This is a genomic window from Microcoleus anatoxicus (genome assembly GCF_042465725.1).
GTDB lineage: Bacteria > Cyanobacteriota > Cyanobacteriia > Cyanobacteriales > Microcoleaceae > Microcoleus > Microcoleus anatoxicus.
Genome location: NZ_CP120853.1, coordinates 4,364,717 through 4,377,559, shown reverse-complemented (window position 1 = coordinate 4,377,559; position 12,843 = coordinate 4,364,717). Strand labels below are relative to the sequence as shown.

The window sequence follows — 12,843 nt, the reverse complement described above, 5'->3', positions numbered from 1 at the left end:
CGCTCAAAATTAAAATAAGAAATAAAATGTAATATTTATCTAAATTCTTACAGAAGAATTAATCCCTAAATGAGACTCCTCCATTCTGTAGACTTGGAGCCGCCCGGCCCAACCGCAAAAACTCCCGATGCTTCTCTGCTGAGCCCGATATTCAACCGCTTGCACCCCAGTCCCGAAACCCTCCTACTCATCCTCTCCCTAGTCATCGGGGGAGTCACTGGTGCGGGTGTCATCACTTTTCACTATCTGATCCATCTGATCCACACCCTGATGCTGGAAGACTTCATGGGGGTAATTTCCTCTTCAGGGCCTTGGACACTAGCCTGCATTCCCACCCTTGGCGGACTCGTCATCGGCTTAATGCGCTGGAGGTTTCGGGATTTTGGCCCCAATATGTCTTCCCTCATCGCCGCCACTCGCGGCTTGCAAGAACTCTCCCCCCTCAAACCCATCACTAAAATGGTGGCCGCCTCCGTTTCCCTAGGCACCGGCGCTTCCCTGGGCCCAGAAGCCCCCAGCGTCGAAATCGGTGCCAACTTTGGAATGCTGCTGGCTCAAGTTTTGCAACTTTCCCCAGAAAGGCAGCGCTTGCTCCTGGGTGCTGGTGCGGCCGCCGGTTTATCTGCCGGTTTTAACGCTCCCATCGCTGGAGTATTCTTTGCTCTAGAAGTCGTTCTCGGCAGCACTTTCGCCACCTCCTCAGTCAGCGTTGTTTTGCTGGCTGCGGTAGTTTCGGCGCTTTTAGCTCAAATTTGTTTGGGCGCTCAGCCTGCTTTTGCTTTGCCTGTCTACGATGTGCGTAGTCCCTTAGAATTGCCTTTTTATATGGGATTAGGGGTTTTGGCTAGTGGTGTCTCCCTAGCCTACACCGAGGCCATTCAATTGGCAGAACGTTGTTTTCACGGGAAAGTCCTGGGATTTGGTTGGCTGGGACGAGTGCCGAGGCCGATTCACCCAATTATCGGTGGTGCTTGCGTTGGTTTAGTAGCTTTGGTGCTACCTCAAGTTTTGGGGGTTGGTTACGAAACTGTTCAAGCCATGCTTCAAGATGTTGAGTTTTCTTTGCCTTTGTTGCTGCTGTTGTTGTTTGTGAAACTCGCGGTGACAGCAATTAGCTTGGGTAGCGGTTTGGTTGGTGGCATTTTTGCTCCGGCGATGTTTTTGGGTGCTTCCCTGGGTTCGGCTTATGGCATCTTTTTGACGATGGTGCCGGCCTTGGCCGATCGCGTTGCTGCACCTCCTGCTTATGCCATGGTGGGAATGGCTGCTGTGCTCGCCGGTAGTGCTAGAGCGCCTTTGACAGCCATTCTGTTGATGTTTGAATTGACTAGAGATTACCGGATTGTTTTGCCTTTGATGGCAGCAGTCGGATTGAGTGTTTGGCTGGTGGAGTGTGTTAATCGTCGATCGCAAGCCCACAGCCTCAACCTTCAGCAAATGGGCGTAGATGTTGCCGTGAATACACCGATTAAGGCAAGGGAACAGTTGCAGGATTGGGAAGATGCTCTGGGCGATCGCATTGTCACCGAACTGATTTCTTGCCAAATTCCGATCGATGAGGAACACCACAGTGATGAGCCTGTGTTGGCTATGGCTAATGCACATTTGCCGGAAAATATCAAGCTATCACCTGAAACAAAATCAGCAGTTTGACAGAGATAAAATACTAATGTTACCTCTACCACCTAATTCAAACTATGATATTTATCAACCCAAAAACCGATTACGCCTTCAAAAAAATCTTCGGTTCCTCAGAAAGCAAAGATATTCTAATCAGCTTTCTTAACGCTCTTATTTATGAAGGAAATCCTACCATTGAAGACTTAGAAATAATCAACCCAAATCTGCCCCCAAAAGTAGAAGGATTAAAAGATAGTTATCTGGATGTCAAAGCCAAGCTCAATAATGGGACTTTAGTAATTATTGAAATGCAAGTGCTCAACGTCCAGTCTTTTGGGAAGCGGGTTTTTTACAATGCAGCAAAAACTTACGCATTTCAATTACAAGCAGCCCAAGGATACCGACTGTTGAAGCCAGTGATTGCTTTAACAATTACTGACTTTGAAATGTTTCCTAACAGCGAAGAATTGATTTCGAGATTTGTGTACAAAGAGGTTGATAAAAATTTTACTTATCCCGAAAACGACCTGGATTTAGTGTTTGTAGAGTTGCCGAAATTTACCAAAGAACTGGAGGAACTAGAAACCTTAGCAGATAAATGGATTTATTTCATGAAAAATGCCAGAAGTTTGACATCAGTCCCAGAAACAATGGATAGTATACCGGAAATACATCAAGCTTTTGATATTGCAAATCAAGCCCGGTTAAGCCGCGAGGAATTGGAAGATTTGGACAGAAGAGAACAGTTTATTTATGACCAACAGGGGGCGATTATTAAAGCTGTTCAGGAAGGCATAGAACAAGGCATAGAACAAGGGATGCGAGAAAAGGCGATCGCAATCGCCCAACAGTTGCTTTCACGGCTAGACGATCGAACCATCAGCCAAACTACAGGGCTTAGCGTTGAGGATGTACGCAATTTGCGATCGGGCGATTCCTAGCCCTTCCTGCCAGGATAAACTGATTTAATTATTAACCTACTACATTCCAATTATGATATTTATCAACCCAAAAACCGATTACGCTTTCAAAAAAATATTCGGTTCATCAGAAAGCAAAGATATTCTAATCAGCTTTCTGAATGCTCTCATTTATGAAGGAAATTCCACCATTCAAGACTTAGAAATTATCAATCCAAATCTGCCCCCAAAAGTAGAAGGATTAAAAGATAGTTATCTGGATGTCAAAGCCCAGCTCAATAATGGCACTTTAGTAATTATTGAAATGCAGGTACTTAACGTCCAGTCTTTTGGGAAGCGTGTTTTTTACAATGCAGCTAAGACTTATGCTTTCCAATTACAAGCAGCCCAAGGTTATCGACTGTTGAAGCCAGTGATTGCTTTAACAATTACTGACTTTGAAATGTTTCCTGAGAGTGAGGATTTTAGTTCTAGATTTGTGTTAAAAGAAGTAAATAAAAATTTTACTTATCCCGAAAACGACCTGGATTTAGTGTTTGTAGAGTTACCGAAATTTACTAAACAAGAAGACCAACTGGAAACTCTGGCAGATAAATGGATTTATTTCATGAAAAATGCCAGAAGTTTGACATCAGTCCCAGAAACAATGGATAGTATACCGGAAATACATCAAGCTTTTGATATTGCAAATCAAGCCAGATTAAGCCGCGAGGAATTGGAAGATTTGGACAGAAGAGAACAGTTTATTTATGACCAACAGGGGGCGATTATTAAGGCAGTTCAGGAAGGCATAGAACAAGGCATAGAACAAGGCAAGCGAGAAGAGAAGTTGGCGATCGCCCAACAGTTACTTTCACAGCTAGATAATGCCACGATCGGCCAAGTTACCGGGCTTAGCGTTGAGGATGTGCAGAGTTTGCGGGGCGATTCATAGTTTAGCAACCGCCAAGGCGATTAGGATATTTCGGTAACAGAGCGTAGTCGAAGTGGACATTTCGACTCCGCTCAATGACCAAAGCGGCTTGGCGACTGCTATAACAGTGGCGCAACCCTCAACTCTGGGCTAAAATAATCAAAAATTATCAACCACAAGCCCAGAGGCGCTCTCGGTGACTCCGAACGAGGCAAAAGCCAACAGCACAAGTCAGAAAATGCCAGGAAAAGCCCCCTTGGGTTCTAGTTACTACGGCTTATTAGGGCTGCATCCTTCCGCATCCGCCATCGAAATTCGGCGATCGTACCGGGAACTGAGTAAACTCTACCATCCCGATACCACCGACTTGCCACCCACAGTCGCTACCGCCAAATTTCAGCAGCTTAACAACGCCTACGCCACCCTCAGCAACCCAGAACGTCGCCTCGCCTACGACCTCAAAATCGGCTATTCTCGGATGAATACGATCCAGCAGCCCCCTGGTTTCAACACTCCGGTTTCCCAATCGCGGGAAAAAAATTTCAACTCGGCTTACCTCGATCCCACGGATCGCCCCCTTTCTCCAGGAGAAATATTCGCCCTGTTTATCATGGGGGCTACTTTAATCGGATGTTTGATGCTGGCGATCGCGATCGGGCTAATTCGTGGTAATTGACAACTAAAAGTTCTAAATTAAAAATTAACCACTGTTTTCCCAATTCCCTCCCTCATTCCCCCCTTGGGGCCAGGGCGGTTGCCCAATTCCCCATTCCCCATTCCCCATTCCCCATTCCCCATTCCCCATTCCCCATTCCCCATTCCCCATTCCCCATTCCCCATTCCCCATTCCCCATTCCCCATTCCCCATTCCCCATTCCCCATTCCTTATGACTCTTCCTTCGGCTGACACCCCTTTGTACAACCATCCACTCCCAGAAATCGAGCAGTGGCTAAAAAGCCGTGGCTGCGAGCAAAACCTGCGGGAACTCCACTGCTGGAACATCGATCGACCTGCATGGAAAGCAGAACTGTCCCTCGACATCGACCAACTCACCATCCGCTACATCAATGCGGGAAACGACGGCCAAGATATTCAGCGCTTCTTCAAATACTCTCTCTCCCGTCAGGATATCGAAGCAGCAGTTTTTTCAGGGCCATGATTCGATTTTAGATTGGCGATTTGGGATTGATGGATTGTCGGTGAATGTAAAAAATTCCCCAATCTTAAATCTAAAATCTTAAATCTCAAATCCCAAATCTACAATCTAAAATCCTTACACTTTGCCAAATCGGCGGCTGCGTTTCTGATAAGTAGACAAAGCACGGTGAAACTCCGATCGATCGAAATCCGGCCATAGCGTCTCAGTAATATAAATTTCCGAATACGCCATTTGCCACAACAGAAAATTGCTCAATCGCATTTCCCCACTCGTCCGAATCAACAAATCCGGGTCACAAACATCAGCAGTATACAAATAGCGTTTAAATAAAACCTCATCAATCTCAGAAGGCTGCAACTTGCCCTCCTGAACCTGAGTCGCGATCGCCCTACAGGCCTGCACAATCTCTTGACGCCCCCCGTAATTCGTCGCCACCGTAAACCGAATTCCCTGATTATGTTGAGTTGCAGCCACCGAACGCTCAATTTCCGCCTGCAAAGACATGGGCAAAGCCTGCAAATTCCCCATAAATTGGATTTGCACGTCCTCGTCCACCATTTCCCGCAATTCTTGTCGCAACTTTCCCTCAAACAGACTCATTAAAAAATCCACCTCCCCGGCCGGCCGGCCCCAATTTTCCGTCGAAAAAGCATAGGCCGTCAAAGCTGGAATTCCCCAATCTTTGCAACAGCGCAGCAATTCCTTGAGCACGCTAGCCCCTCGACGGTGGCCCGCAATCCTCGGCAACCCCTTATTCTTTGCCCAGCGACCGTTCCCGTCCATAATCACCGCTATGTGCTTAGGCAGCCGTTCTTGTTCCAGATCCTCCGGCAGTTCTTGCAAGCAAATTCCTTGACTCATTTTTTCTCCCGATTAGCCGATGACGAACGGCGCAGTATCTGCTTTAAAAGTGTCCATCCCTTCAATCCTATCTGGCGTCCGAGATGACGGATCGGAATTGGGGTGACAGTTCTTTCTCCCTCCGACGGAAACAACTTCGCCTCCAGCAACTCTTTCAATTTGTTGCTTGTCAAAGGTCGATTTAAAGTTCCCATAAAGGCTAAAGAAATAGAACCCGTTTCCTCAGACACCACCACGCACACGCAAGCTTGCACCCGTTCGGTAATTCCCATCGCCGCCCGGTGGCGGGTTCCCAACTGTCGCGACGCGCTGCGATCGGACAGGGGCAAAATTACCCCCGCCGACACAATCCGCGAAGCTCTAATCAAAACAGCCCCATCGTGGAGCAAAGTTTGTGGTTGAAAAATCGTCTGCAACAATTCCTTAGACACTTCTGCATTCAGCTTCACTCCCGGCACCGAAAAATCCCGATCGTCGATCGGAGCATCTGTTTCTACAATTAGTAAAGCGCCCGTGCGGTTTTGCGAAAGTTCTTTTACTGCGTCCACAATTTCATCTATTACGCTATCCGGTTCGGGAGTAGGTCGGCGATCGCGTCCAAACAATTGTCTAATTTCCCCCCGACCCAATTGTTCCAGAAATCGGCGAAATTCTGACTGCAATATTACCGCCATTGCTACAGCCGAACCTGTCACCAAGCTGTTGAGGGCAACGTGCAACAGTCTCAATCCAGCCCAGTTGCTCAGCGCCGCCGCCAGCATCAAAATAATAAATCCCCGTACCATCCACAGCGTCCGGCGCTCCCCAACAATGACGAGCACCAAATACGCAAGAGCAAATACCAATCCAATATCGATCGCCTGAATCAATAAGGACTGAATAAGGCCAAAGTCATAGCCAGATTGTTGATTGTTCATGGTTCATCGAACCTTACCGCCTGTGAACCGCGAACTCTGATGCACTCGAACCCGTGAACCATGAACAGTTGTTATTCCAATCGCGTTACTGAACAAGCAAAAAATCAAAATTTAAAAGACGATAGTCAAAAATTCCTTTTTAATTATCTTTCTTTTTACTTTTTACTTTTTACTTTTTGCTTTTTACTTTTTAACACCGAGTCTTTCAGGAAGACGATCGAACCTTAGCAAATCCTCGTCTGTTTCCCGCTGTACGATCGTATTAACTTCACCATTTCTCACCAAAACCGCCGCCGGTCTGGGAACTCGGTTGTAGTTAGAAGCCATGCTATAATTGTATGCCCCTGTAGCCGTAACCACGAGAATATCTCCCGCCTGACACTTTGGCAATTTAGCATCTTTAATCACAATATCGCCTGATTCGCAGTGTTTGCCAGCAACTGTCACTGTTTCCGTTAAGGGAGCAGACATTTTGTTGGCTGCGAGAACTCGATAAACTGATTGGTAGGTAATTGGACGTGGATTGTCCGACATACCGCCATCCACTGATAAATACGTCCGCACTCCCGGAATGACTTTTTCAGATCCCACGGTATAAGCTGTGACGCAGGCTGTGCCCACGAGCGATCGCCCTGGTTCGCAAAGCAATTTAGGCCATGGCAATTGGTGTCGATCGCAAGCTGCTACCACTGCGGAGCAAATTGTCTGTGCCCAATCTTGAATGCTAGGAGGATCGTCCGTTTCAGTATAGCGAATGCCCAACCCGCCGCCAATATTAATTTCTGTCGCTGGCAAATCATAACTACGTGCTTTTGTCAAGGCCTCAATTATGACTTCGGCTAAATCATGATGGGGTTGCACTTCAAAAATCTGAGAGCCGATGTGAGCGTGTAGTCCCACGCACGATAACGACGGCTCCTCGCTGATAAATTTAAAAACTTCACCCAGAGAGTTGGGATCGAAGCCAAATTTACTGTCGATTTGACCAGTTTTAATGTAATCGTGAGTGTGACACTCAATTCCTGGGGTAAACCTAACCATAACTCGTGTCGGCTCACCTGCTTTGTGAGAGACACCCAATTTTCCCAACTCTGCTAGAGTCTTTAAATCCCACCAATTGTCTGCGACGATGGTGCAGCCACTGGTGACAGCTAGTTCGATTTCCGTGCGGGATTTGTTATTCCCGTGAAAGTAGATTTTGTCGGGATTCACACCAGCTTGTAGTGCTGTCTTAATTTCTCCAGAAGATACCACATCTATGCCTAAACCTTCCGAAGCCGCGATCGCACAAACCGCCAAACAACTCCAAGCTTTAGAAGCATAGAGCACTTGAGAAGAACCCGGATAGAATTTTTCAAAAGCCTCTCGGTACTGGCGACTGGTCGCCCGCAGTGTTTCTTCATCTAAGATGTACAGTGGCGAGCCAAATTGCTCCACCAAAGCTGTCACCTCGCAGCCTCCTATTTCTAAACGATCGCGACTATTAACACTGGCTGTCAGTGGTAACAGTTCTTGATTGGGCGATCGACTTTCCCTGGGTTGTTGAGACTCGGACAGATACTGGAGTCCAGATTCTACCCCGATCGATTGAGTTAATACCATCGCGCCATAACTATCTTTACAGTCTTTCCCAGTGTACAATTGACCGCAAGCAATTGGGTCATCAGCGCCCAGATTAATGCTTTTGAGTAATTCTAAAATCTAAAATCCCCTGTGCGTTTTCTCGAAATTAAACCTCTGACCCCAGAACACCTGCCTAGTGCCGTAGAACTCGATCGCCTCTGTTTTGGAGGAATTTGGGCGATCGAAGGCTACAGGCGCGAGTTAGAGAGTCCTAACAGCGATTTATTAGGTTTGTGGACATGGGAGGGGGCGGGCACGCACCATCCACCGCCCCTACAGGTTCGGGCGGGCACGCACCATCCACCGCCCCTACAGATTCGGGCGGGCACGCACCATCCACCGCCCCTACAGATTCGGGCGGGCACGGAGACACCGCCCCTACAGGTTCCCCCAACTCTCATCGGTATCGGTTGTTTGTGGGCAATTTTAGAAGAAGCTCACATTATCATGTTGGCAATTCATCCTCAGTTTCAACGTCAGGGCTTGGGACAAGCTCTGCTTTTGGCTTTACTAAAATCGGCTTGTGACAGACAATTAGAACGGGCAACTTTGGAAGTGCGGGACTCGAATTTAGCCGCAGTTTCTCTGTACAAAAAGTTTGGTTTTAAAGAAGCAGGACGGCGGAAACGATATTACGAAGACACTGGAGAAGATGCTCTGGTGATGTGGCGCAGCGGCCTGGAAAAACCGGAATTTCAGCAATATTTGGCGGCCCTGAAAGTGCAGATGTGCGATCGGTTGTATGAGAAAAAATGGCATTGGGCGATCGATAATTTCGAGTTATAGAGGCTGGTGAGTGGGATAAATTGTGCTTCTAATTAATAATTTTTGTAAAAAAAAGGCATCACCCAGATTTGGTAGAGGCGGGTTTAGGAGATAATTGTAAATTTACAGCAAATTTCAGCTTGAGCTAGTACACTCCACAAACTCGGTTTAGCATACCCACTAACTTGAAAACTCCTGTATAACTGAGCACGGTGAAAGACCCTGGTGTCATGGTATAGTGCGCCATATCTTTAAATCATCTGACTTGAAGTTGTGAAACTTCAAGCTGAGAAAAAATCCAAATCCTGTTTCAGGCTAGAGTCTATCATGAATACTAGGAACTTAGATGACCAGGTAGAAGAAAGTACCGAAAAAGGAGCGATCGCAGCAGCCGATACATTCCCGGATGCAGCCACAGAAACTTCTGCGAATTCACAAACAGAATTCAATGCAGAAGAACTAGGACGTGTTTACTTCATTCGTCACGGTGAAAGTACCAGTAACGAACGTAACATTTTTGCCGGAGTTCTGGATGTTGACCTCACCTCCTTTGGCCGGTTGCAGGCACGCCGTGCCGGTGTTGACCTCAAGAAAAAAGGTACAAAGTTTGATGCAGTATATGTCTCCCACATGAGACGGGCGCGGCAAACCTGTGAAATCGCCCTTGCTGAAAGTCAAGCCCTAAAGTCGCCCGATATCCCTGTTCAAATCGACCATCGAATTAGCGAAAAATCCTTTGGCATTTTTGCGGGTCGCAACCTAAATCTGCTGCGTCTAGCCCTGGGCTACGAAGGCTTCGAGGAAATGTTGCACTCACACAACGAAGCACCCCCAGCAGGCGAAAAGATTTCCCAAGTTTACTCTCGCGCTGCCCGTTTCTACGAAGACAAAATTGTACCGCACTTGGAACGGGGAGAAACTGTTCTCGTAGTGTGCCACCAATATGTATTGGAGCCTCTAGCACTTTATTTAAGTGGCTTACCACCGACAGCTTATAAACACCTGAAACTACCCAATGGTAAAGCTCTCAGTGGTGTGGAACTCGTCAAGTTTCGCGACAAGGAATCGGGTGGGACAGCAGCCCTGCGAAAAGAACTCAACGACCTCTCAATTATGTGGGCGATTTTGATCTATGCCGCCGCCTTCTTACTGGGAAGTTTGGTAGGGGCAATCACCGTCGCAGCAGGAGGGATTCCGTCAGCGCTATTTCGAGCAATAATTGTTGCGTGTCTGGCTGCCTCAACGTTTTATACCTACCTAGACATTGACTTTGCAGCGAGTAAACGCAAAGTAACTTCAACTGTGAAGTATCTAGTTTACGGGTGGATGGCAGTGCGATGGATAATTGGGCTGTTATTAATATTTTCGGGATTTTTGTATCAAAGCGAAGCCGATTTGTACAAAGTTTTGTGGGTGCTGTTTTGGATGGTTCCGCCAGCCCTGACTTCCCCAGTTTTATCCGTGCTTTGGGGCGGTAATCTTTATCCCTCAGCCCTGTTGTCAAGAACGCTATCAATCGTTGCGCCTCTGGCGCTGCTAGCGACATTAAAGGTTGCTAATTTACCCATTAATGTTGACAGTTTGATCTTTTTCGGTATCATTCTAATTTTAGGTCTGGCAATACCGGGTGCGATCGCCCAGTTTTGGCGTGACAAATCTCCGGTTGAATCAAACCACCACAGTAAGAACTGGAAATTCATCGGCGTGCTGGCTGTGGCATTCATGGCCTTGGCAACAGGGTTTCAGTTTACTCCATCAACATTCCTCAGCGATATATTTTCCTCAACGGATACAGCGCGATCGCTAGCTTGTCTGCAACAGCTTGCATTGGCAACATTAGTCTTTGTCTCGATGCGCGTAGCAGCTACATTAACCTCTGTATTTACAAAGGGCAAGCTAAGTAAGGCAGAAGCTCGGGATGCTTATATCCTGCTTGTGAACCCAAACTTTTTCCTGTGGGCTGCTCTTTTCATCGGTGTTAGTGCAACTACTGCGGATGTCAAGTATGCAGTTTTTTGGGCATCACTGGGCTTTTTCTGTATCCCACTCATCGAACAGATATTGTTCATGAATTCATTTGGCAATGACATATTGAGAGAAACACTCCGCTCTTCGAGAGTGGCAACAGAAGATGTTAAAAAGCTGTTCCTGCAATTGGATACGGATGGAAGTAAGGCGCTCGATCGATCTGAGATTATGGAGTTGTTAGGACTGATAGAAGATATGACAACAGGCGAACGCAGCTCAGAAGAAATCAGAAGCTACGTCACTGATTATCTGTTCAACATTCTTGACAGCGATAAAAATGGCACTGTCGATTTAGCAGAGTTAGAAGAGTATGTGTCAACCTATGGGTTGGTTGCAAACCTGAACGTCGTCTCTGCTATTGCATCCCCAGTTGGAGCATAAGTGGCGATCGCGGGCGAGATGGTACTAATGGAGCAGACAAAATTTACAAAATTTCTGTCTGCATATCTGATTTTATCTGTTATTGTTCTACTAATATTTGAATTCCCACATTCCGCACTTCAATTATGTAGTAAACTACAGATATCAAGTCCGCTAGCACTGGACTTGGGGAGCATCCCAATTTGGCAATGCCTCTGGCATTCCGGCAGATAATTTATGAGTTAAAAGCAGAGATTTACTGCCGGAATGCCAGAGCCCCTACGGATATAGCAATCCTAAATCAGTTGTACAAATATGTAGGGGTAGTGCCCCCGTGCCTACCCTAACCGTCATCGTGCCTACCCTAACCGTCATCGTGCCTACCCTAGCCGTCCGTAGGGCAACCACGGGGGGTTTGCCCCTACAAGAATTACACAAATGATTTAGGATTGCTATATATTTGCAAAAATGGGATGCTCCCTGGACTTGTATGGTGGAAGTGCGATCGCCAGCAACAGTTGAACACTGGTAGAGCGACATCTTCGATCGATGATGAATTTACTCCTTTTGAGCCTCGATTAGTTACAGATTTAGTTGTTGCCTAGTTTGATACTGTCCCCGAAGTGACAATCATAGCGATCGCGCATCAATTACGCTACCTCGCTGGTTTCTTTAACAGCAGATTGACTCGATTGAGCTACATAAATACCGCATAAAATCACGACAAACGCCACCAAGTCAAGGAAACCCAAGCGTTCAGAGAAAATTACCCAAGCGAAGATTGAAGCAAGGACTGGCTCGAAAAGCAGCGTGACGGCGACGAACCCTGACGACAGTTTGCTGAGGCTGTAAGCCAAAAGTCCTTGACCCAATACTTGGCACAAGATGGCTTGCAAAATTACGAAAAACCACCCCATCCAGGAATGGGGAAACAATGTTTCTTCGGCGAGTGCGAGGACGGGAAACGCCAACATAGTCGTGAAGGCGCAGCGCCACAGCAATAAGGTTGCCGTGGTAAATCGTTCTCGTAGCAGTTCTAGCAGTATCAGATACGCAGCAAAACAAATCCCCGATAGCAAGGCGAGGGCATTACCTTGTACTTGGTTAGTGGCGAACTGGACGTCATCCAATCCAATAGCGATCGCTCCCCCCAGTGCCATGATCATGCCAATAATGAATCTGCTATTATAGCTCCGACCTAATAACAACCACCCCCCCAAACCGACAAACAGTGGGTTCAAACCACAAAATAACGTAACGTTGGCAACGTTGGTTTGAGTCAGCGCCAAAGACCACAGGAGGAAGTAGGTCGCTCCGAAAGTTCCCAATGCTACCAATAGCCCCAATTCTCGTCTCGTAAAAGGCTTCTGTTCTACGGGTTGGTTATCAGATTTTTGGCGGCCCAAAGCTTCAAGTCCGCTCAACAACCCAAAGACGATGGTAGCGATCCAGCCACGATGGAATGCTACGGCATTTGAACCTATTTCTCGTTCGCACAATTTGACGAGGATTGGTGCTAAAGATAGGGGGATTAGGCTGGCAAATAATGAAGCTGTTGCGATCCAAGTTGGTGTTCTGGACAACGGTTGCTCTGCTAATTCCAGTTTGGCTGTCATACTTTTTAACAAATGTGTTGACATCTAGTTGTGCTGATTTTTTGAGCCAAGTCTTGTTCA

General features: G+C 46.9%; 13 protein-coding genes. 8 read left to right on the top strand and 5 right to left on the bottom strand.

Annotated elements, in window-relative coordinates; all coding sequences use genetic code 11:
* Window positions 1–69 precede the first annotated feature (69 nt).
* The 4 genes from P2A85_RS19020 to P2A85_RS19005 all read left to right on the top strand — a co-directional run bounded on the left by P2A85_RS19020 (window position 70) and on the right by P2A85_RS19005 (window position 4,129).
* Window positions 70–1,653 (top strand): chloride channel protein, encoded by a 1,584-nt coding sequence (locus P2A85_RS19020; protein WP_377474719.1) that lies wholly within the window; start codon window positions 70–72, stop codon window positions 1,651–1,653.
* Window positions 1,654–1,697: 44 nt separating this feature from the next.
* Complete coding sequence (locus P2A85_RS19015) at window positions 1,698–2,561, top strand: Rpn family recombination-promoting nuclease/putative transposase (RefSeq protein ID WP_377474717.1); 864 nt, start codon at window positions 1,698–1,700, stop codon at window positions 2,559–2,561.
* Between the two features lie 52 nt (window positions 2,562–2,613).
* The gene (locus P2A85_RS19010) at window positions 2,614–3,474 is read left to right on the top strand and encodes an Rpn family recombination-promoting nuclease/putative transposase (RefSeq protein WP_377474715.1); all 861 of its coding nucleotides are present in this window, start codon (window positions 2,614–2,616) and stop codon (window positions 3,472–3,474) included.
* Window positions 3,475–3,649: 175 nt separating this feature from the next.
* Entirely contained in the window at window positions 3,650–4,129 is a 480-nt protein-coding gene (locus P2A85_RS19005) for a J domain-containing protein (protein ID WP_371125193.1), read from the top strand.
* A gap of 17 nt (window positions 4,130–4,146) precedes the next feature.
* On the opposite strand, the gene P2A85_RS19000 is transcribed toward P2A85_RS19005, so the two are convergent.
* Window positions 4,147–4,335 carry a hypothetical protein gene (locus P2A85_RS19000; protein ID WP_377474713.1) on the bottom strand — a complete coding sequence of 63 codons (189 nt, stop codon included), beginning with the start codon at window positions 4,333–4,335 and terminating at the stop codon, window positions 4,147–4,149.
* Window positions 4,336–4,340: 5 nt separating this feature from the next.
* Here P2A85_RS19000 and P2A85_RS18995 point away from each other — a divergent pair, with 5 nt between their 5' ends.
* Window positions 4,341–4,613 carry a DUF3143 domain-containing protein gene (locus P2A85_RS18995; RefSeq protein ID WP_332978070.1) on the top strand — a complete coding sequence of 91 codons (273 nt, stop codon included), beginning with the start codon at window positions 4,341–4,343 and terminating at the stop codon, window positions 4,611–4,613.
* A gap of 114 nt (window positions 4,614–4,727) precedes the next feature.
* Here the strand turns inward: P2A85_RS18995 and P2A85_RS18990 are convergent, their stop codons facing one another.
* The 3 genes from P2A85_RS18990 to lysA form a co-directional block, all read right to left on the bottom strand.
* Window positions 4,728–5,474 carry an isoprenyl transferase gene (locus tag P2A85_RS18990; protein ID WP_340522725.1) on the bottom strand — a complete coding sequence of 249 codons (747 nt, stop codon included), beginning with the start codon at window positions 5,472–5,474 and terminating at the stop codon, window positions 4,728–4,730.
* A complete protein-coding gene (cdaA, locus tag P2A85_RS18985) occupies window positions 5,471–6,391 on the bottom strand; it encodes a diadenylate cyclase CdaA (protein WP_377474710.1) in 921 nt (306 codons plus the stop codon). The genes P2A85_RS18990 and cdaA overlap by 4 nt, the downstream gene beginning before the upstream one ends.
* A gap of 183 nt (window positions 6,392–6,574) precedes the next feature.
* Window positions 6,575–7,993 carry a diaminopimelate decarboxylase gene (gene lysA / locus P2A85_RS18980; RefSeq protein WP_377474708.1) on the bottom strand — a complete coding sequence of 473 codons (1,419 nt, stop codon included), beginning with the start codon at window positions 7,991–7,993 and terminating at the stop codon, window positions 6,575–6,577.
* 111 nt (window positions 7,994–8,104) lie between these two features.
* On the opposite strand from lysA, the gene rimI reads away from it, so the two are divergent.
* The 3 genes from rimI (at window position 8,105) to P2A85_RS18965 (ending at window position 11,772) form a co-directional block, all read left to right on the top strand.
* A complete protein-coding gene (rimI, locus tag P2A85_RS18975; RefSeq protein ID WP_377474706.1) occupies window positions 8,105–8,800 on the top strand; it encodes a ribosomal protein S18-alanine N-acetyltransferase in 696 nt (231 codons plus the stop codon).
* Between the two features lie 306 nt (window positions 8,801–9,106).
* On the top strand, window positions 9,107–11,188 hold the full coding sequence (locus tag P2A85_RS18970; protein WP_377474704.1) for a histidine phosphatase family protein: 2,082 nt from the start codon (window positions 9,107–9,109) through the stop codon (window positions 11,186–11,188).
* Window positions 11,189–11,640: 452 nt separating this feature from the next.
* Window positions 11,641–11,772 (top strand): hypothetical protein, encoded by a 132-nt coding sequence (locus P2A85_RS18965; protein ID WP_377474701.1) that lies wholly within the window; start codon window positions 11,641–11,643, stop codon window positions 11,770–11,772.
* 45 nt (window positions 11,773–11,817) lie between these two features.
* On the opposite strand, the gene P2A85_RS18960 is transcribed toward P2A85_RS18965, so the two are convergent.
* Window positions 11,818–12,783, bottom strand: a complete 966-nt coding sequence (locus P2A85_RS18960) for a DMT family transporter (RefSeq protein WP_377474699.1) — start codon at window positions 12,781–12,783, stop codon at window positions 11,818–11,820.
* Between the last annotated feature and the right edge of the window lie 60 nt (window positions 12,784–12,843).

Excerpts from the sequence above, each read along its gene's own strand:
- P2A85_RS18970 (WP_377474704.1), top strand. The coding sequence starts at position 9,107 with ATGAATACTAGGAACTTAGATGACCAGGTAGAAGAAAGTACCGAAAAA.
- lysA (WP_377474708.1), bottom strand. The coding sequence starts at position 7,993 with ATGGTATTAACTCAATCGATCGGGGTAGAATCTGGACTCCAGTATCTG.
- P2A85_RS19015 (WP_377474717.1), top strand. The coding sequence starts at position 1,698 with ATGATATTTATCAACCCAAAAACCGATTACGCCTTCAAAAAAATCTTC.
- P2A85_RS19010 (WP_377474715.1), top strand. The coding sequence starts at position 2,614 with ATGATATTTATCAACCCAAAAACCGATTACGCTTTCAAAAAAATATTC.
- P2A85_RS18965 (WP_377474701.1), top strand. The coding sequence starts at position 11,641 with ATGCTCCCTGGACTTGTATGGTGGAAGTGCGATCGCCAGCAACAGTTG.
- P2A85_RS18960 (WP_377474699.1), bottom strand. The coding sequence starts at position 12,783 with ATGACAGCCAAACTGGAATTAGCAGAGCAACCGTTGTCCAGAACACCA.
- P2A85_RS19000 (WP_377474713.1), bottom strand. The coding sequence starts at position 4,335 with ATGGGGAATGGGGAATGGGGAATGGGGAATGGGGAATGGGGAATGGGG.
- P2A85_RS18995 (WP_332978070.1), top strand. The coding sequence starts at position 4,341 with ATGACTCTTCCTTCGGCTGACACCCCTTTGTACAACCATCCACTCCCA.
- cdaA (WP_377474710.1), bottom strand. The coding sequence starts at position 6,391 with ATGAACAATCAACAATCTGGCTATGACTTTGGCCTTATTCAGTCCTTA.
- P2A85_RS19020 (WP_377474719.1), top strand. The coding sequence starts at position 70 with ATGAGACTCCTCCATTCTGTAGACTTGGAGCCGCCCGGCCCAACCGCA.
- P2A85_RS18990 (WP_340522725.1), bottom strand. The coding sequence starts at position 5,474 with ATGAGTCAAGGAATTTGCTTGCAAGAACTGCCGGAGGATCTGGAACAA.